The following is a 20,092-nucleotide window of genomic DNA, read 5'->3' as shown; positions in this document are numbered from 1 at the left end:
CGCGGGCCGCCCCCGGGGCCGTGCGGGCAGGACGGAGCGGCCGCTCCCGGCTCGGTGCGGGAGCGGCCTGCGAGGCGACGGTCAGCGGCGCCCATGGCCGGCGTCGCCGCCGCTCATGCCGTTGGGGTCGATGGTGCTGTTGACCTGATCGATCCCCTCGACGTTGGTGTCACGGCGGTGCTTCACCATGTCGATCTGGCTCTGCATGGCATCGGTGACGCTCACCACCGCGTCCCGGATGCTGAACATGGTGTCCTTGGCGAACTGCCGTTCCTTGCGCTCCTGCGGGCCGGCCTTCTCGGCGAAGTCGCCCTCCGTGCCGGGCCACCGGACCGTGGGGGCCAGACCGTCGACGAACTCCTCGGTCATGCTCTGGGTCAGCGTGGCGATCTCCCTCATCTGCTCGTTCAGAGCCTCGATGAGGTCGGGGTCGTAGTAGTACCGTCCTGCCATCGTCAGTCCTCCCCGTCCTCGCTGAGCGCGTCCCGCCAGGCGGGCTTGGCCGGAGCATCGCTCGCCTTGTCCTCGTCGGCCCCGTGCACCACTTCGGGGCCGAAGATCCGCTCCCAGTCCAGGTCGAAGCCCTTCAGCTCCGGCACCTCGGTGCTGGGCCCGGTGAAGGGCGCCATCGCCTTCATCACGTGCCGGTTCATCTTCGTGCGCGCCGCGTTCGCCGCCTCCAGGACGCTGGCGGCCAGCTCCTGCGGGGACATGTCGCGGTACTTGTTCTCCAGGAACTCGATCCCGGTCAGCTCACCCTGCGGGCCCACGGTGGCGCGGACCGCGCGGTCGGAGGAGGCGACCGCGAACGACGCCTGCCGCAGCTCGCGCTCGGTGCGCGCGACCGCCTCCTGGGCCGCGTGGAGTTCGGCCATCGCCTTCTCCAGACGCTTCTCCAGCGGTTCCGTCACGCCTGCTCCACCTCTCGGGCTCTTCCCGTACGTCCGGACGTCGCGTCCGTGTGTCCGGTCCTGGTCGTCGCTCCGTCAACTGTTGTGCTGATCTTGCCTGGTGACACCCTCGGCGGCCAAGCCGGGGCCGGGTGGCGTTCGTCTCTTCCCGGCCACCGGGCCCGTCCGCCGCCGGCGGTCACCGTCCGATGACGGCCGGGGTGCCGCCGTCCTCGGTGCCCCACACGTCCGCGTCCTCCTCCAGGTAGTCGGCGGACGAGGTGGTCCTGCGGCCCTGCTCGCGCTCGCCCTCGGGGGAGGAGTCGCCGCCCGTGGTGGCGACGCGGGAGGCCGGGGACAGGAAGGTGTCGGTGTCCTCCTGGCGGTTCCACGGGCCGCGCCGCCTGCGGTTGCGGCGCTCGCTCTCCTCCGCCGCGTCGACCAGCACGGAACGCACCCGCTCCCCGTTGCCCTTCTCGGCGCCGGCTCCCGCGCCCCCGCCCATCGGCATGCCGCCGCCCATCGGCATCCCGGGGCCGCCTGCCGCACCCGCTCCGGCCGCTCCGGCGGCCGCCGCGGCGGCCGCCGGAGCGAGCGGGGCGCCCGTGCCGTCCGTACTGCCCGCCAGGGGGGCGACAGCGCCTCCGGTGAGACCGCCCGCGGACACGGAGGCGGCCGTGGAGAGACCGCCTCCGGTGGCCCCGGTGCTCACGCCGCCGCCGAGGCCCAGTTCGGAGAGGGGCACGTTCTGCGAGACGGCACCACCGCCACCGCCACCGCCACCGCCACCGCCGAGGCCGCCGATGTCCTTGAGACCGCCGATCTCGCCGAGACCGCCGAGGCCGCTGGACGTGTTGATGCCGGACGAGTTGAGCTCGTGCAGGTCGATCGTCTCGGTGTTGCCCTGTGCGTCGGTGACGGTGGCGATCCCGGTCTCCGGGTCGACGACCTGCTTGCTGCCGTCCGGGAACTCCGTGGTCAGCAGGCCGTTGTCCAGGAAGGTGGTGGAACCGTCCGGGTTGTTCACCCGCGCGCCGTGGGTGAGGTCGGTGTTCGTGATCGACCCGTCCGGGTTGGTGGTGGTCAGCATCCCGGTCTGCGTGTCGAACGTCGCCCTGCTGCCGTCCGCGAACGTGGTGAGCAGGTCGTCGCCGGCCAGCGAGGTCTCCGCGCCCGTCGGGCTGTCGAGGCCGCCACCGCCGGTGTTGATGTCGCCGAGGTCCAGGTCGTCGGTGATGTTCCCGATGTCACCCAGGCCGTTCTGGCCGTTGATGTCGCCCAGCGAGCCGAGGTTCTGGACGGTGCTCGTGCCGTCGGGCGCGGTGGTGACGGTCTGCCCGGTGACGGGGTCGACGACCTGGGTGGTGCCGTCGGGGAACGTGGTCGTCAGGTTGCCGTCCTCGCCGAGGGAGGTGACGGAACCGTCCGAGTTGATCACGCTCGCGCCGTTGCCCAGGTCCGTCGTCGTGATCGAACCGTCCGGGTGGGTCGTGGTGAGCGTTCCGGTCTCGGCGTCGAAGCTGGTGCTGCTGCCGTCCGGCAGCTCCGTGGTCACGTCGCCGCCGGTCAGCTGGGTGCTGCCGCCGGTCGGGGTGTCGAGCACGCCGCCACCGCTGTTGTTGAGGCTGTCGAGGCCCGACGAGGCGGTGTTGATCAGGTCGGAGCTGAAGTTGCCGAGGCCGCCCTGGGTGCTGTTGAGGCCGCCCAGGCTGCCGAGGTTCTCGGTGGTGACGGTGCCGTCGGGGGCCGTGATGGTCGCCTGGCCGGTGGCGGGGTCGACGCTCTGGACGGTGCCGTCGGGGAAGGTCGTGGTCAGCGCGCCGTTGTCGTCCAGCGACGTCACCGAACCGTCCGGGTTCGTCACCTCCAGGCCGTTGCCCAGGTCCTGCGTGGTGACCGTACCGTCGGGAGCGGTGGTGGTGAGCACCCCGCTGTCCGGGTCGAAGCTGCTGCTGCCGCCCTCCGGGAACTCACTGATCAGATCACCACCGCTGGTGAGCTGGGTGCTGCCGCCGGTCGGGGTGTCGAGCACACCGTCGCCGAGACCAGTGCCGAGCCCGCCGTTGAGCCCTTCGAGGCTGCCCAGGTTCGTGGTCGTGGTGGTGCCGTCGGGGTTGGTGGTGACGGCCTGGCCGGTGGCGGGGTCGATGGTCTGGGTGGTGCCGTCCGGGAACGTCGTGGTCAGGTTGCCGTTGTCGTCGAGCGACGTCCTCGACCCGTCGGGGTTCAGCACCTCCAGGCCGTTGCCGAGGTTCTGCGTGGTGACCGTGCCGTCGGGGGCGGTGGTGGTGAGCACTCCGGTGTCGGGGTCGAAGCTGGTGCTGCTGCCGTCCGGGAGGGCGGTGGTGATCTTGCCGTCGTCGAGCTGGGTGCTGCCGCCGTTCGGGGTGCGCAGGGCGCCGCCGGCCCCGCCGTTGAGTCCGCCGAGGCTGCCCAGCCCTGTGGTGACCGGGGGGATCATCGTGGACTGCTGGCCGTCGCCGCCCGGGCCGTTCACGTTGCCGAGGCTGTCCAGGGTCTGGGTGACCTGCTCCAGGTCGGGGGTGACCTGCTGGCCGTTCCCGCCCCCGCCGTTCACGTCGCCGAGACCCAGGCTCTCGGTGACCGGGGTGTTCTGGTTCAGGTCGCCCAGGCCGTCGAGGATCTGCTCGTTGAGCCCGCCGGGACCGTTGACGTTCCCGAGGCTCGACTGGAGGGTCTGGGCCTGCTCCTCGGCCTGGCGTCCCTGCTCCTCAAGCAGGTCCTCCTGGTACTGGCGCGCCTCCTGCTCATCCTGCTTCTGCTGGTTGCGCAGGTCCTCCTGGTACTTGCGGGCCTCCTGCTCGTCCTGCTGCTGCTGGTTGCGCAGGTCCTCCTGGTACTTGCGGGCCTCCTCCTGGTCCCGCTGCTGCTGGGCGCGCAGCTCCTCCTGGTACTTGCGGGCCTCCTCCTCGTCCCGCTTCTGCTGCTCGCGCATCTCCTCCTGGTACTTGCGGGCCTCCTCCTCGTCACGCTTCTGCTGCTCGCGCATCTCCTCCTGCCACTTCTTGTAGTCCTCGTTCTGCTGGTTGATGTCGTCCTGCTCGTTGTTGAGCTGATCCTGCGTGTAGTCGGCCGTGACGGAGGTGGTCGACTTCGGCTCGGGGATGTTCTCCGAGAAGTCCTTGCCCAGGTCGAGGAAGTGGTTGTTCAGCGCGGCCTTCACCCGGCCGGCGGGCTCGCCCAGGTACGCGTCGACGCCCTGGCTCCAGATCTTGACCGCCTCTTCGCCGACCTTCTTCCAGTTCCCGACGTCCTTGAGGTCGCCGTACACCGGGTGGACCTGGGTGAAACCCGCCTCCGGATCGTGGCTGACGACCGTGCTGGTGGTGTAGTAACCGCCGTAGGTGGTCGCCTTGACCTGCGTTCTGCCGACGTTGTTCTCGTTGACCCAGTGGGCGAGTTCGTCGAGGACGTAGCGCAGCACCTGGTGCGGGTCGTAGTACGGGGAGTTGGCCCACTCCAGCCACGCGTCCAGCAGGTCCGAGGCGGCCTGCTCCAGGTAGCCGCGGCCCAGCGACAGGGCACGCGAGTACACGGTGCCGCCGGTGCCGGTCGCGTCGCCGCTGCCGGCCGTGGCGTCGAAGGACTCGACGTAGTTGTCGTAGTTCTCGCGGATCTTCCCCAGCAGGTTGGTGAAGATGTCCGCGACCTCACCCTTCCAGCTGGCGTCCTCCGCGCTGAAACGGTTTTCCCAGTCCTTCAGGATCTCCGCGTGCTTCTTGAAGAACTGGGCGGCGCGGTCGAAGGACTGCCCGGTGGCGTCGAAGGACTTCAGGTCCACCGTGTCGAGCGCGGGGACGTTCAGGCCGGCGAACGCGACGCCGTCCGTGCTGCCGCCCCGCAGGGCCATGAGCGCCGTCCGCGGCCCGTTCATGTACTGGGCGAGCGGGATGGTGCTCATCTCGTCCTTGTTGTAGTCCGTGAAGGTGTTCCCCTCACGGACGGACGCGCCCTCGACGGTGTCGGATCCGGGTCCGGCGAAGTGGATCTCCCCGGCGTCGTCCTTCACGCGGCCCTCGAAGACGATCCTGGCCTGCCTGATCGACGTGCTGTCGCCGCCGTCGAAGAACCAGATGTCGTAGTCCTGGCCGTCGTCCACCAGGAAGCCGGAGCGGTCCTCGACCATCGTGCTGAGGCTGCGCTCCCTGATGTCCATCCGGAAGAGCGGGCCACCGTGCTCGGAGGTGAGCTTCTCGAAGATGGTCTTGCGGTCCGGTACGGGGTAACCGGTGATGTGAGCGACCAGGGGCCCCCACTTGTCGCCCGACGGATCGGCGGCGTCGTCGTACTTCTCGACGTGTTGCTCGTAGTTTTGATCGTACCGATCAGCCACCGGGCGCCCTTTCTGGTCGGTTGTCGTCCGTACCGGCGCACCGCGTCCTCATACGGGTGTGGTGCGTCGGGGTGTCTTCCCGCGGGCGCGTCGGACGGCCGTGGCCCCCACCGGCACGCGCGGCGGCGGACTCAGGGTTTGTTGGTCGTTCCGCCGGAGCTGCCGGCGATCAGGGTGTCGACCTCTTCCAAGGTCGTGAGAAGGGTCTGCGCGTCGATCGCGTCGATGTTCTTCTCCTTGGTCTTGTTGGCCTCCTCGATGGTCTCGGTGAGGGCCTCCTTGAGCTCCTTGAAGAGGTCGATCTGGTCACCGAGCAGCTTGTCGATGGCCGTGGCCGCGGCCTTGATCTCCTCGATCAGCTCCGGTCCCGAGACGTCGGACTTGCTGATCATCGGGCCGATGCGCAGGATCTGCGCGTTCTTGTCGTCGTTCTCCGGGGTGATGTATCCGCGGATGAGGTGGTCGAGCGGGCGGATGCCGTCCTTCTCCTCCTCGCGGTACTCCTTCGCAGCGGTGTACGCCGGGTGGACCTCGTTGTCCCGGAAGTTCTCCATCTGCTTCAGGTCGAAATGCCTGACGTCGGCCTGCTCACCGGCCATGGGACTCTCTCTCCTGCCGCTTGGTGCCGGACGGGGACCGGGGCCCCGGCGGGCGCCCCGGTGATGGTTGACGCCGGACCGGTGGGCCCGTGCGCCGGGAGGGTACGCGGGGCCCGTCCGGGGAGCTCAGCCCGGCGGCGTCCGGCGGGCCTCCCCCCGGGAGCTCTTCGGGCGGAGGGGCCCCGGCCCGTTGCCGAACCGCCCGTACGGGACCGCCGTACGGGCGGTTCGCCCTCTTGTGATCACGCCGGGCGACGTTTCACCGAGGGAACGGCCGGCCCTTAACGGGCACGCACGGCGCCCCAGTTGTCCGCGCTCCTGCGCTCGTCGCGGGCGTGGCCGTCGTGGATGTCCCCGACCAGCGCGCTGGTCTCGGCGAGCAGCTGGCCCATGCGCTGGGTCGCGGCGTTCCACTCCGCCTGCACGGAGCGGTACATGGTCTGGTCGTCACCTTCCCAGGAGGCGATGAGCGGTCGCAGCTCGTCCTCCAGGCGGTTGAGTGTCGAGCGGATCTGCTGGGTCTGGCCCTGCATCTCCTCGATGGCGTTCCGGACCACGCTGTACTGGATGTCAATGATGCCGTCGGCCATGACGTCTCCTCTCGGGTGACCGGGCTCGGGGGCCCGGATGAGTCACGGGGTACGGCCTCGCTGCTGGAGGCCGGCGCCGCAGGGGTGGGTCAGCGCAGCGCTTCGAAGACGCCCTGGACGGTCTTGCTGTTCTGGACCTCGAGCAGGTCCTGGTTCTCCTGCGCCAGACGGTTCGAGGAGGTCACGTTCTCCTGGAGCGCGTCGATCATCTTGCTGATCTGCACGACGACCGTCTGCGCCTCGCTGTTCCAGCTGCGGAAGAGCTTCAGCAGGGCCTGGCCCTCGTCGCCGCCCACGCCCGAACGCGCGGCGATCTGCTCCACGTTGCCCTGGATGCTCTCGACCGAGGAGCGAGCCGACTCCAGGGAGGAGACACCTCCCAAGCCCTTGGCATAATCCGCTTTCCTGCCGGCGGTGTCCGCCATGTCGCGTTCCCTTCGTTGAGGCGCGTCGCACTCTTGCCCGATGAAGTTAAGAGGATTCTGGCGTTCCACGCAACGCGAGTCGGGGAAAAATTGAGCTAAGCGATCGCTCGTCATAATGCCGACGTGACAAGGGAGTTGGCCGGACGTTTCCACGGGATGAACACACTTTGTCCGGCCGCCCGGGCAGCGGGACACGCACCGCCCGCCGGCCGGCACGGAACGGGCGGATAACGGACACGCGAAGAAGTCGAACGGTCACCGAGAAGAATCGCGTCCGGCAATGGACGGCTATCCGGCGGACTCCCGCGCACGCGCCCCGGCCGAAATATCTGAGCTTTTTCTGAGGTTCTCCGTCACGCTCGGTGCCGTAATGACTTCGCCGCGAATCCGGCACCGTCGGCGCCGGATTCGCGGCTCGGACACCCCTCGCTCAGCGCACGACGTCGGAGACGCGCGTGACGTCGGAGACGCGCGTGACGGCCCCTTCGTCCGCCCCGGCGCTCTTCTCGCGTTTCTCCGCGGCGGCGGTACCGCACCGGGGAGCCGTCACCTTGGGCTCCGCGGTGCCCGAGGCGGCGGCCGGGGCCAGGTCCGCGCCGGTCGGCAGCGACGCGAGCAGCGGGGCCGGGACGGAGTCGATGTCCGACGCCGTGTACCCGAGCGCCGCCAGCGCGCTCTCGCCGGGGACGCGGTACTTCACCCCGTTCTCCGCCACCAGGTAGGTGGTCCCCGCGTGCGCGGCACCGCTCGCGTTCAGCGCCCGGACCAGGGCGCCGTGACCGGGCCGCACCACCGTGGCGTCCGCCGGGACGCAGGCCGCCTCGAGCGGCTCCGCGGTGCCCGCCGACACCGCCACCGGGGCGAGTTCGGTGAGCGGGACCAGCACCGAGCCGATCCGGGCACCGCCGTCGTCGCCGTCCACCTGCGCGCACAGCGCGCTGCCGCGCGGCACGGACTGCGGGGCCGGCGGCGCGTCGGGCAGCTCCGCGGAGCCCGCCTCGCCCGCGTCCTTCGCCAGGTGCTCGCGCAGCGCGTCCGCGCCGACCGTGCGCGCCTCGGGCGACTCCCCCTGGTACGCGTCCTCCTGGGTGGCCGGATCACCGAGCACCAGCGCGGCGCCGAGCCGGGTCAGCGGCACCAGGCCCTCCTCGCGCAGCAGGTAGTAGGTGCTCTCGCCGCCGACGACGCTGACCTGGAAGACCTGGCCGATGCGGGTGGCCTCGCCGCCGAGCGTCGGGCCCTCCTCGCCGCGGCCCGGCACCTCGGGCGGGGCCAGGGCCGGGCCGGGCGCGAGCGCGTCCAGGAACGCCGCCGACACCGGCGCCGGCTCCTCGGAGCCGTACCCGAGCGCGTTGCGGGCGTCGGACTCACGGTCCAGCGGCAGCCTGCTGCCCCGCCACACCAGGTACTCGGTCCTGTCCTTGTCCGGGCCGCTCACCAGCACCCCGCGGTCCTCGGCGACACCGCTCGCGTCCACCGGGGCCCCGGCCACCAGGGTCGTCGCCCCCGGCTCGGCCACCGCGGTGGAGGCCGCCGTCCCGGAGGTGCTGGGCAGCGCCCCGCCCGGTCCGGTGACGCACATGTGCCAGGCCCCGCCGTCGAGCTGCCCGGCCTCCGGCAGGGTGTCCGGGGCGCCGGGTATGCCCACCGGGGCGCCCACGGGGACGTCCCGCAGCGAGGCGCTGCCGACGTCCTCGGTCGGCAGGTCGGAGCCGCCGATCAGCCGCGCCGAGGTGTAGTTGCGCACCGGGTGCAGTACGCCGTCGGTGTCGGTCCACAGGTAGCGGGCGCCGGTCTCACGGTTGACCACCAGGTGCTTGCCGTCGCGCCAGCCGTCGTTCCCGCCGGGGCGCAGCAGCCCGTACACCACGGCGCCCGCGCCGATCAGCACGGTGAACAGCAGACCGAAGACCACACCGCGGGTGGTGCGCCCGAGCGGGCTCTCCGGGGCGTCCGGGTCGGCCGTCAGCAGGCCCGAGCTGAGCCTGCCCATCATGAAACTGTGCGCGTGTACCTGGTCGCGCTTGGACTGCACGGCCTCTCCTCGTCTTGTCGTCCATGTCTCGGGGCCCGCCGGGCCGCCGGGTCCTCCGGGCCCTTAGCACGGGCGGGCTCAGCGGCTCGGTGGTCCGGCGGGTCAGCCGAACAGGCCGCGCAGCCAGCCGAAGAGACCGGCCACCCACAGGCTCAGCGGCAGCAGCGCGACCGCGAGGCCGGTGTGCGCCAGCTCCGCCGCGCGGCCCCAGTACGGCAGCATCCGGCGGCCCGGCACCGTCCAGGTGGCGATCACCAGCGCGGCCGCGGCGGCCAGCAGCACCGCGAAGACCACCACCCGCATGTCGCCGTGGCTGTCCACCGCCCAGGCGCGGGCGAGCAGCAGCAGACCCCAGATGCCCGGCACCGCCAGCACCAGCCGCTGGGCCATGTGCACCAGGCCGCGGGAGTGCAGGAGCAGCAGCAGGCTGAGCGCGGCCGCGGTCAGCACCTCGGGCAACTGCGGGCGTTCGGCGAGGACGGCGAGGCCCGCCGCGGAGGCGACGCCGGTGGCCGCGAACAGCGCGGTCACCCAGCGTCCGGCCAGCTCGGTGCGCTCGGCGACCTCCTCGCCCGCGTAGGGCTCGATGCCCTCCTGCAGCTGGCCGGCGGTGGAGGGCAGGGAGGGCATCCGCATCCCGGCCAGCTTGAAGGCGAACGGCGCGACCGCGCCGGCGGCGAGCGCGAGCACCGTCACCACCAGCGCCACCGAGGCCTGTGCGTCCAGCCCGGTGTACCCGATCAGCGCGCCCGTGACGGCGGTGGCCACCGCGACGACGGCCGTGGCGAACAGGGGCAGGGCGCCGACCGCGGTCGCCGCGAGCGCCAGCACCGCGCCGCCCGCGCCCGCGGCACCCGCCGCGAGCAGCCGCGCGCCCACGACCTGCGCCGCGTCCGGGCCGGTCACGTCACCGCCCGGCAGCACCCAGCCGGCCAGCGCCAGGCAGGGCGCGACCAGCAGGCCCAGCACGGTCGCGGAGAGCCGGTCGCCGACGGCGCGGCTGGCCGAGCCCGCGCCCGCGAGGAGCAGCAGCCCCGCCACGCCGGCGCAGAGCACCCGCAGCGAAGCGGAGCCCACCCCCGGCCGGAACACCAGCACCAGGGCCGCCACCACGGTCGCCGCCGCCGTGCCGGCCAGCAGCCCGCGGGCCGCCTTCGGGCTCCAGCTGCGCATCCGCCGGTCCACCGTGTCGGATATGCCGTCCACCAGGTCGTCGAGGCGTGCCTCGGGCAGCGCCTCGGTGTGCGGGCGCAGGTAGAGCACGTCGCCGTCGGCGAGCCCGGCGCGGGCGAGGGTGGTCTCCTCCTCGAGCGGGGCGTCGCCGAGGCGCTGCAGCACCCAGCCGGCGTGGTCGAGTCCGGCCTCCTCGGCCTCCTCACCGACGTAGCGCAGCAGGGTGGGCAGCAGGTCGGTGACCGGCACGTCGGCGGGCACGGCCAGATCGACGGAGACGCTCGGCGCGCGTACGGTCAGGCGGCACAGTTCGGCCACCGCACTGTCGGTCATCAGCAGAACTCTCGTCTTCCGTGGGGAGCTTGGGGAGGGCTTCCCGGTAAAGGGGACATGCGAAGAGTACGGAACGCCTGCGTGGCCGGGGCCAGGGGCCTGGCACGGGAACGAGCGGGGAATTCGGGCGCGCGCACCGGGCGACGGACCCACCCGCGTGGACAGGTCGCGTTCCGTGAATGCAGACTACTTCCTACGCCCACCGAATCGCGCTGCGGACCTGACACCGTACCCGGATAAGGAGTTGGCCGGTACGGAAGTCGGTCCCGCCCACTTCCCCCTCGAAATATTCACGCACCGTTCACCGATGTCCGGAGCGTCTAGGAATCAGCGTGATACGGACGGTTCCGTCACCGGGTGTACTGGTAAACGGTCCGGGCCGGAATGCCCAGTGAAACCGGAGGTTCTCTCCCTTGAGTGTGGTGCTGTTTCGCCGTCCCGCCCGCAGGCGCGGACCGGAGATGCCCGAAGGGCAATTGACCCTCCAGGAACCACCGGTCCTCTCCGAGACCGTCCCGGACACCTCGGCGATATGGACATATCTGCCGATGGCGCTCATGTCCGTATCCATGATGCTGATGTTCCTGCGCCCCGGCGGCGGGAACGGCGTCTTCATGTACCTGGCGATCGGCGTCATGGCGCTCTCCGCGGGTGCCATGCTGCTCGGCCAGCTGATGCGCCGCTCCAGTGAGCGCAAGCAGCGGCTGAAGGGCGAACGCCGGGACTACCTGCGTTATCTGTCGCAGATCCGCAAGCGGGTCCGGGCCACCATCGTGGAGCAGCAGCGGGCGCTCGCCTGGCGGCACCCCGAGCCCGCCTCGCTGCGCTCCCTGGCCCGCACCTCGCGGCTGTGGGAACGGCGGCCGGCCGACGAGGACTTCGGCGAGGTCCGCATCGCGGTCGGCGAGCAGCAGCTCGCCCTCACCCTCAACCCGGTCTCCACCCGGCCGGTCGAGGACCTCGAACCGCTCAGCGCGCATGCCCTGCGCCGCTTCGTCCGCGCCTACTCCACCATCCCCGAGCAGCCCCTCGGCCTGTACCTGCGCGGCTCGGCCCGGCTCCTGCTGCGCCCCGAGGAGGTGCCCGGCGAGGAGGCCGCGGAGCAGACCGTCCCGCCGCAGGGGCAGTCGCTCGGCCGGCCGGGCGCGGACGGCGACGGCGCCGCGGACGGCGCGCGGGCGGACGGCCCGGCCGACGAGGCGATACGGTCCCTGGTGCGCGCCCTGCTCGCCCAGCTCGCGGTGTTCCACGCCCCCGAGGAGCTGTGGCTCGCCGTCTGCGCCAGCGACGAGCGGCGGCCCGACTGGGAATGGGTCAAGTGGCTGCCGCACGCGCTGCATCCGTACGAGGAGGACGGCGCGGGCCCGGTCCGCCGGATCACCGCGGACCTCACCGAGCTGGACGACCTGTTCGGTACGGAGTTCGCCGAGCGCCCCGGCTTCGATCCGGACGCCCGCCCCGGCCGCGACGAGCCCTTCACCGTCGTCGTCCTGGACGGTGTCACCGTGCCCGAGGGCCACCGCTGGGCCACCCAGGGCTACCGCAACGCCCTGGTGCTGGACATCTCCGGCGCGCTGCGCTGGCGCCCCGGCAGCAACACGCTGCGGCTGACCGTCGGTCCGGACCGGGTGAACCTGGTGCGCACCGACCGCAGCCGCAAGGAGCGTTCCGTGCCGCTGGGCCGCCCCGACCGGCTCGGCCTCCTCGGTGCCGAGTCCCTCGCCCGGCTGCTCACCTCCCGCCGGATCAGCCTGGGCACCGACATCGCGCAGCCCATGGAGACCGACGTCGAGCTGACCACCCTGCTCGGCATCCCCGACCTGCACCGGCACGACGCGCGGGGCCACTTCGCCAAGCACACCGGCGCCTCCCGGCTGCGGGTGCCCGTCGCCGTCGGCCTCGACGGCCGCCCGGTCGAGATCGACATCAAGGAGTCCGCGCAGGGCGGCATGGGCCCGCACGGCATGCTCATTGGCGCCACCGGCTCCGGCAAGAGCGAACTGCTGCGCACCCTCGTCCTCGGTCTCGCCCTGACCAACTCCTCCGAGACCCTCAACTTCGTCCTCGTCGACTTCAAGGGCGGCGCCACCTTCCTCGGCCTGGACGAACTGCCGCACACCTCCGCCGTCATCACCAACCTCGCCGACGAGGCCGCCCTGGTGGAACGCATGCAGGACGCCCTGCACGGCGAGCTGATGCGCCGTCAGGAGCTGCTGCGCGCCGCCGGCAACTACACCTCCGCCCTGGAGTACGAGCGGGCCCGCGCCTCCGGGACGCCCCTCGCCCCGCTGCCCAGCCTGTTCGTGGTGGTCGACGAGTTCAGCGAGCTGCTCTCCGCGCACCGGGAGTTCATGGACCTGTTCGTGATGATCGGCCGCCTCGGCCGCTCCCTCGGCGTCCACCTGCTGCTCGCCTCGCAGCGCCTGGACGAGGGACGTATGCACCAGCTGGAGAGCCACCTGTCGTACCGGATCGGCCTGCGCACCTTCTCCGCGATGGAGAGCCGCGGCGTGCTCGGCGTGCCGGACGCCTACCAGCTCCCCTCCGCGCCCGGCAACGGCTACCTGAAGTCCGGTGTGGAGTCCCTGGTCCGGTTCCGCGCCGCCTACTCCTCCGGTACCTACCGGCGCCGCACCGGTGCGGTGGTGCAGGCCCGGGTGGCCAGCCAGGTGGTGCCGTGGACGAGCGGCTGGGTGGTGCCGCGCGCCCTGGAGGCCGCGCCCGAACCGGAGCCGAAGCCGGAGGAGAACGGCGACGAGGAGACGCTCCTCGACGTGGCCCTCGACCGGCTGCGCGACTCCGGTCCCGCCGCCCACCAGGTGTGGCTGCCGCCGCTGGACGAGCCGTCCCCGCTGGACGCCCTGCTGCCCGGCATCGCTCCGCACCCGGAGCGCGGCCTCACCTCCGCCGCCTGGCCCGGCACCGGCAAGCTGCGCGTCCCGGTCGGCCTGGTGGACAAGCCCTTCGAGCAGCGCCGCGACCTGCTGACCGTGGACCTCTCCGGGGCCGAGGGCCACGTCGCGATCGCGGGCGGTTCGCAGAGCGGCAAGTCGACCCTGGCCCGCACCCTGATCACCGCCCTGGCCCTGACCCACACCCCGGCCGAGATCCAGTTCTACTGCCTGGACTTCGGCGGCGGCGGTCTCTCGCAGCTCGCCGGGCTCCCGCACGTCGGCGGTGTCGCGGCGCGGCTCAACCCGGAGCGGGTGCAGCGGGCCGTCGCCGAGGTGATGTCGCTGCTCGCCCGCCGCGAGCAGTTCTTCGTGGACCACACCATCGACTCCATGCAGTCCTACCGGCGCCGCCGGGCGGCCGGCGAGTGGCCCGACGAGCCCTTCGGCGACGTGTTCATGGTCGTCGACGGCTGGTCGACGGTCCGCCAGGACTACGACGACCTGATACCGAAGTTCAACGAGCTCGCCGCCCGCGGCCTCAGCTACGGCATCCACCTGCTCGTCACCACCACCCGCTGGGTGGAGCTGTCCGCCCAGGTCCGTGACCAGGCCGCCACCCGCCTCGAACTGCGCCTCGGCGACCCGATGGACTCCGAGATCGACACCCGCAAGGCCCGCTCGGTGCCGCGCAGCGGCGGCCGCGGCATCACGCCGGACAGCAAGATGCACTTCCTCGCGGGCCTGCCCCGCCTGGACGGCAGCGGCTCCCTCGACGACCTCGGCGACGGTGTCGCCCACCTGGTCACCGAGGTCTCCAAGCACTGGACCGGCGCGCCCGCCCCTCAGGTCCGGATGCTGCCGCACCGGCTGCCGCTGGCCGAGCTCCCCGCGCCCGAGGCCACCGAGGGCGGCGGCCTGCGCCTCCCGCTCGGCATCGACCAGGACGCCCTGGAACCGGTCTGGCACGACTTCAGCCGCACCCCGCACCTGGTCGTGGTCGGCGACACCGAGAGCGGCAAGACGAACATGCTGCGCCGCGTCGTCGACGGCATCACCACCCGGTACGCGCCCAACGAGGCGAAGATCATCGTGGTGGACTACCGCCGCACCCTCGTGGACGCCATCCCCGAGGAGTACCGCATCGGGCACGTGATCTCCCTGGACAACCTCCAGGACACCGTCGAGGGCGCCGCCCGCGCGATGAAGACCCGCGTCCCCGGCGCCGACATCGCCCCCGCCCGGATGCGCCGGTGCGACTGGTGGACGGGGCCGCGGCTGTTCGTCCTCGTCGACGACTACGACATGGTGGCGAGCAACAACTTCCAGAACCCCTTCGAGCCCCTGTTCCAGCACCTGACCCTCGGCTTCGAGATGGGTCTGCACATGGTCGTCGCCCGCAGCGCGATGGGCGCCGGACGCGCCATGAACGACGCCCTGCTGCGCCGCCTCGACGAGGCCAACAACCCGGCGGTGCTGCTGTCCTGCCCGCCCACCGAGGGCGCCCTCTTCGGCAACACCAAGCCCCGCAACCTCCCGCCCGGCCGCGCCCTGCACATCGCCCGCCGCAAGGCCCGCCTGATGCAGACGGCTCTGGTGGAGGACACCGGCGGACAGACGGGCTGACCCCCGGCGGTGCGACGGAACACCCGGAGGGGGGCCACCACGTGGTGGCCCCCCTCCGGGCATGCGCGGCACCCCGTACCGGACCGCCGCCCCGGTGCGCGTTTCCCGCCCCCGCCCCACCGGAAAGGGCCGCGCGTCCCGCCCGGCTGCCCGGCCCGGCCCGCGCCTCGGCAGCCGTGCACGCACACCGCCCGCAGCAGGTGGCGCGTCCCCACCGGCCCGCCCGCCCCACACCCGGCAGCCGCGTCGCAGACGTGCGGGCAGCCACCGTGAGGCGCCCCTCCGCACGAACAGCACCCGTCCCACCGGGCATCCCACACCGCGGTACCCGTACCCCGCCGGGAGGCCGCCCGCCGGGCCGCCGGCCCCGCACTCCGACAGCCACGTCGAAGACGTGAAGGGCTTCACCGCAAGGCGACCCCTCAGGGAACGAACAGCGCCCAACCCACCGGCACCCCGTACCGCACCGCAGCACATGCACCGAACCCACCGGTGCCGCCCGCACGTCCCGCCGGACAGCCCGCCCCACACTCCGGCAACCACCTGAAAAGCCCGGTGGGGGCCACCACAAGGTGGCCCCCACCGGGCATCGTCCGTACCGCGTACCGCGTACCGGAGCCGGTCAGCTCCGGGCGCTCTCCCCGCCCGCCTCCGCCGGGCGCCAGCCGCGGGCCCGGGCGCGGGGCAGGGCGAAGGCCACCCACAGTGCGCCGAGGACACCGGCCGTGCCGAGGAGCACGAAGACCGTGGCGCGGGCCGTGGCGCTGTCGGCCCCGGCGGTGTCCCGCACCGCCACCGGGGCGGAGGCGGCGTCCGTCCGCGAGGCGGCGTCGTCCGCCCCGCCGAACACGGTGGTCACGGCGGCGTAGGCGTCGAGCTGGGGGATGTCCGCCGGGTAGGCGGTGGCCGTCAGCCGGTGGACGACCTCCTCGGGGGTGTCGTCCGGACGGTCGGCGCGGACCACCGCGGCGGCCCCGGCGACGTACGCGGTGGCGACCGAGGCGCCCGCCCCCAGGTAGTGGCCGTCGCCGCGCGGACCGCCGGAGACCACCCCGGCACCGGGCGCGACCAGGTCGACGCCGTCGGTGGGCAGGACGCCGTCCGGGCGGGCGCCGCTGGGGAGCATGTCAGCGACGGAGAGGACACCGGGCTCACCGGCCGGCCAGTACGTCCGGGCCGGGATCTCGTCCGTGTCGCCCCGTGACGGCGGGTCCGGGGTGGCGGCGGCGACCACCACCGCGCCCGCCTCACGGGCCGCGGCGACCGCCTCGGTCAGCTCCTCGTCGCGCTCGGGCAGGGCCACCCCGACCGCGATCACGTCCGCCCCGGCGTCGGTCGCCGCGCGCACCGCCTGCGTCACCAGGGAGGCCGCGGGCTCCCCGCGCTCGTCGGTGCCGCGCAGGGCCAGCAGCTCGGCGCCCGGGGCGACCCCGGTCAGCCGCGCCTCGCCCTCCCCCGCCCCGACGATCAGCCCGGCCAGGAAGGTGCCGTGCCCCACGCAGTCCTCGCCGGCCGCGGCCTGGGCGGTGACCCGGTCGCCGAGCCCGGCGGCGTCCGTGGCGACCCCGGTGTCGATCAGGGCGACGGTCACCCCCGCCCCGGTGCCGTGCCGGTGCACCCGGTCCAGGTCGAGCCGCTGACGCGACCAGTCCTGCTTCTTCGCCTTCTCCCCGGAGGCCGGGGTGCACTCCACCTGTGCGGCGTCCGGGTCGAGCGCGGAGGGCATGCCCGGCAGCTCCTGGCCCTTCCCGTCGGCCGCGACGGCGGCGGGCGCGGCCAAAGGCAGCAGCAGCGCGGCGGCCAGCGCCGCACCGCACAGCGGACGGACCCTGCCTGCCGCGGGCCGCCTCACCGGGCCGCCTTCACGGTCGCGGCGGTGACGTCCTCGGGCAGCAGCACCCGCAGGTCGTCCAGGGTCGGCGCGGCGAGCGAACTGAGCCGCCCGGCCTGCCGGGTGACCATCGACTCCACCACCTGGCGGGCGAGACGGGCGTTGCCGAAGGACCGGTCGCGCGGCAGCGAGTCGAAGTACTCCCGCAGCAGCGGGCCGGTGCCCGGCCCGCACTCGTAGCCCATGGCGGTGGCCTGGGTGCGCACGATGGTGACCAGTTCCTCGGAGGTGTAGTCGGCGAAGGCGACCCGGCGCGGGAAGCGGGAGCCCAGACCGGGGTTGGAGGCGAGGAAGCGCTCCATCTCGTCGGTGTAGCCGGCGACGATCACGACCACCTCGTCGCGGTGGTCCTCCATCAGCTTCAGCAGCGTGTCCACGGCCTCCTGGCCGAAGTCGTTGCCGCCGCCACGCGGGGTGAGGGTGTACGCCTCGTCGATGAACAGCACACCGCCGCGCGCCCGGTCGAACACCTCGCGGGTGAGCTGGGCGGTGTGGCCGACGTACCGGCCGACCAGGTCGGCGCGGGCCGCCTCGACGAGCTGGCCGCTCCGGAGGACCCCGAGCTGGCTGAGGACCTCCCCGTAGAGCCGGGCGACGGTGGTCTTGCCGGTACCCGGCGGGCCGGTGAAGACCAGGTGGTTGCTGAGCGAGGGCACCGGCAGCCCGGCGGCGGCGCGGTGGCGGGCCGTGGTGATCAGGTTCACCAGGTCCGTGACCTCGCGCTTCACCTCGGCGAGGCCGATCATGTCGCCGAGACGGGTCAGCGGGTCGTTCTCCGGGGCGCCGGTCTCGGAGGCCTTGGCGGCGGCGGTGGCGGAGACGTCCTCCGGCAGCAGCAGCCGCAGGTCACGCTCGCCGATCTGCTGCGCCGTGGCCAGCCGGACCGCCTGCCGGTCCACCATCTCCTCGAACACCCCGCGCGCGGCGCGGCCGTTGCCGAACCCGGCGTCCCGCGGCATCGCCTCGAAGTGCGCGGCCAGCGCCTCCGCGGTGCCCTCCCCCAGCTCGTACTGGTGCTGGGCGCACATGGCCTCCATGATCGCGACCAGTTCGGGCACCGTGTAGTTCTCGAACTCGACGGTCCGCGAGAAACGCGACGCCAGACCGGGGTTGGAGGCGAGGAACTTCTCCATCTCGTCGGTGTAGCCGGCGACGATCACGACCACCTCGTCACGGTGGTCCTCCATCAGCTTCAGCAGCGTGTCCACGGCCTCCCGGCCGAAGTCGGCGCCGCCGTGCCCGCTGTCCGAGGTCAGCGTGTACGCCTCGTCGACGAACAGCACGCCGCCCAGGGCCCGCTCGAACGTCTCCGTCGTCTTGATCGCCGTACCGCCGACGACCTGCGCGACGAGGTCGGCGCGCGACACCTCCACCAGGTGCCCGCTGCGCAGCGACCCCAGCTCGGCCAGGATCGCCCCGTACAGCCGGGCGACGGTGGTCTTGCCCGTACCGGGCGGACCGGCGAACACCAGGTGGCGGCTCATCGGCGGGGCGGGCATGCCGAGCTGCTCACGGCGCTGGGCGAGCTTGGTCAGGTTGACCAGCGTCCGCACCTGCTCCTTGACGTTGTCCAGGCCGATCAGCGCGTTCAGCGCGCCCAGCGGACCGTCCGGCCGGTCCTGCGCGGGTCCGTCCGCGGCCCCGGAACCCGCCGGGTCGGTGTTCTCGGCGCTGCCGGTGCCCCAGGCGTCCCGCTTGCCGTTGCCATTGCTGTTCAGGCCCTCCACGGCGAGCCGCTCGCCGGGCGTCGTCTGGACCAGACCGCCGCCCTGGTTCTCCCGCGCCAGGCAGTTGACCAGCGAGACCGGCGCGGTGGACTCCACCCGGAACCCGTCCTGCTCCCCGCCGGCCACCTCACAGCCGCTGAGCGAGGCGATCGCGCCCTCCCGCAGCAGGAAGCCGTGGCCCTGCGGGGTGAGCACCGTCGTCCGGTTGGCGGTGAGCTCACCGCCCGCCTCGACGACGACCCCCTCCTCGCCGGACCGCTCGATACGGAAGTCCCGGACGGTGACGTTGCCGCCGTCGTCCAGCACCAGCCCGTGGGTGGCGGCGTCGGAGACCCCGCCGCCCGCCAGGTACAGGGTGCTGCCGCCGGCCGCGCGCACGCCCGCGCCGCCCGGCCGGACGATCTCGCAGTCCTCGACCCGGCCGCGCGCGTCCTTGGTGGCCGCGATGCCGTCGCCCGACGGCTCCACCAGCCGGGCCCGGCGCAGCAGCGGGTTGGCGCCGCCGCGCACCGCGACCGCCGGCGCCCCGCCGATGACCTCCAGGCGGTCCAGCTCCGCCGCCGAGTCCTCCTCGAACAGCAGCCCGGTGTCGGTGCAGTCGCGGACCGTCAGACCGGTCAGCGCAGGGGAGGCGGCTCCGGCGACCCGTACGGCCACGCCCTGCGCGCCGTCCACCCAGCAGTCCTCGAAGGTGCCGCGCGCCCGGTCGGTGACCAGCACGCCGTTGCCGCGGGTACGGGAGACCCGGCAGCGGCGCAGCACCGGATCCGTCCCCGCCGCCAGGGCGATCCCGATGCCGGCGGCCCCGGTGATCCGGACGTCCTCCAGCGTCGTACGGCCCGCGCTGCTCAGGTGGACACCGGTGCTGGTGTCGTGCACCACCGTGCGGGTCACCGTCACGGAGGAGTTCTGCTCCAGCGCGAGGGACGGCTTGTCGGTGGAGGAGAGGTCGCAGTCCTCGACGGTGCCGCGGGACTCGCCGTTGGCGAGCAGGCCGTTGCCGCGGGCGTCGCGCACCGTGCAGCCGCGGATGTGCGCCTCGCCCTGCTCGGCGAGGACCAGGCCGCTGGTGCCCAGGTGCTCCAGGGTGCAGGACTCCACGGTGGTGGGCGTCGTCCCGGTGACCACGATGCCCGCGCCCTGCGAGTTGCTCACCCGGCAGTCCCGCAGGGCCAGCGAGCCCGTGCCCCCGGCCAGCATCGCGGTCCACGCAGCACCGACGATCTCGCAGCCGTCGAGCGCGGCCTGCCCGCGCCGTACGTCCACGGCCGGCGTCTCGGGGTCGCCGCCGCGCAGGGTCAGCTCGGAGAGCATCACGGCGTCGGCGCGCAGCGCGAGCACGCTGCCCGTACGGGGCCGGATCTCCACGGTGCCCCGCCCTTCGGCGGCGGTGAGGGTGACCCGGGTGTTGATCACCAGGTTCTCCGCGTACGTCCCCGGCCGGATGCTGATGAGTGCACCGGTGCGGGCCGCAGCGAGTGCCTCACCGATCGTGCGGTAACGGTCCCGCTCGTCGGGACCGACCGACAGTACCTGGCGCGACACGCGCGAACCTCCT

At 72.8% G+C, this 20,092-nt stretch carries 11 protein-coding genes; 1 reads left to right on the top strand and 10 read right to left on the bottom strand.

Annotated elements, in window-relative coordinates:
- Positions 1–81: 81 nt before the first annotated feature.
- From IEZ04_RS05635 to eccD, 8 genes are all read right to left on the bottom strand, one after another.
- Complete coding sequence (locus tag IEZ04_RS05635; RefSeq protein ID WP_189215556.1) at positions 82–453, bottom strand: hypothetical protein; 372 nt, start codon at positions 451–453, stop codon at positions 82–84.
- A 2-nt stretch (positions 454–455) separates the two neighbouring features.
- The gene (locus IEZ04_RS05630) at positions 456–911 is read right to left on the bottom strand and encodes a YbaB/EbfC family nucleoid-associated protein (protein ID WP_189215555.1); all 456 of its coding nucleotides are present in this window, start codon (positions 909–911) and stop codon (positions 456–458) included.
- A 178-nt stretch (positions 912–1,089) separates the two neighbouring features.
- Complete coding sequence (locus tag IEZ04_RS05625) at positions 1,090–5,244, bottom strand: AAWKG family protein (protein WP_189215554.1); 4,155 nt, start codon at positions 5,242–5,244, stop codon at positions 1,090–1,092.
- Between the two features lie 131 nt (positions 5,245–5,375).
- Entirely contained in the window at positions 5,376–5,843 is a 468-nt protein-coding gene (locus IEZ04_RS05620) for a type VII secretion system-associated protein (RefSeq protein ID WP_189215553.1), read from the bottom strand.
- Positions 5,844–6,124: 281 nt separating this feature from the next.
- Positions 6,125–6,433, bottom strand: coding sequence for a WXG100 family type VII secretion target (locus IEZ04_RS05615; RefSeq protein ID WP_189215552.1), 309 nt, complete (start codon positions 6,431–6,433; stop codon positions 6,125–6,127).
- 89 nt (positions 6,434–6,522) lie between these two features.
- Positions 6,523–6,858, bottom strand: a complete 336-nt coding sequence (locus tag IEZ04_RS05610) for a hypothetical protein (protein WP_189215551.1) — start codon at positions 6,856–6,858, stop codon at positions 6,523–6,525.
- Between the two features lie 430 nt (positions 6,859–7,288).
- Positions 7,289–8,893: a type VII secretion protein EccB gene (gene eccB / locus IEZ04_RS05605; protein WP_189215550.1), complete on the bottom strand. Its 1,605-nt coding sequence runs from the start codon at positions 8,891–8,893 to the stop codon at positions 7,289–7,291.
- A gap of 102 nt (positions 8,894–8,995) precedes the next feature.
- Positions 8,996–10,399, bottom strand: a complete 1,404-nt coding sequence (gene eccD, locus IEZ04_RS05600; protein WP_189215549.1) for a type VII secretion integral membrane protein EccD — start codon at positions 10,397–10,399, stop codon at positions 8,996–8,998.
- A gap of 461 nt (positions 10,400–10,860) precedes the next feature.
- Between eccD and eccCa the strand changes: the two genes are divergently transcribed.
- A complete protein-coding gene (gene eccCa, locus IEZ04_RS05595) occupies positions 10,861–14,916 on the top strand; it encodes a type VII secretion protein EccCa (protein WP_189215548.1) in 4,056 nt (1,351 codons plus the stop codon).
- Positions 14,917–15,538: 622 nt separating this feature from the next.
- Here the strand turns inward: eccCa and IEZ04_RS05590 are convergent.
- Positions 15,539–16,768 (bottom strand): S8 family serine peptidase, encoded by a 1,230-nt coding sequence (locus tag IEZ04_RS05590; protein WP_189215547.1) that lies wholly within the window; start codon positions 16,766–16,768, stop codon positions 15,539–15,541.
- Positions 16,765–20,079 carry a right-handed parallel beta-helix repeat-containing protein gene (locus IEZ04_RS05585; protein ID WP_189215546.1) on the bottom strand — a complete coding sequence of 1,105 codons (3,315 nt, stop codon included), beginning with the start codon at positions 20,077–20,079 and terminating at the stop codon, positions 16,765–16,767. The genes IEZ04_RS05590 and IEZ04_RS05585 overlap by 4 nt, the downstream gene beginning before the upstream one ends.
- Positions 20,080–20,092 lie beyond the last annotated feature (13 nt).

Origin of the sequence: Streptomyces ruber (assembly GCF_014648075.1) — a bacterium.
GTDB lineage: Bacteria > Actinomycetota > Actinomycetes > Streptomycetales > Streptomycetaceae > Streptomyces > Streptomyces ruber.
The sequence above is the reverse complement of the archived record's forward strand: the minus strand, read 5'-3'. Positions and strand labels throughout refer to the sequence as shown.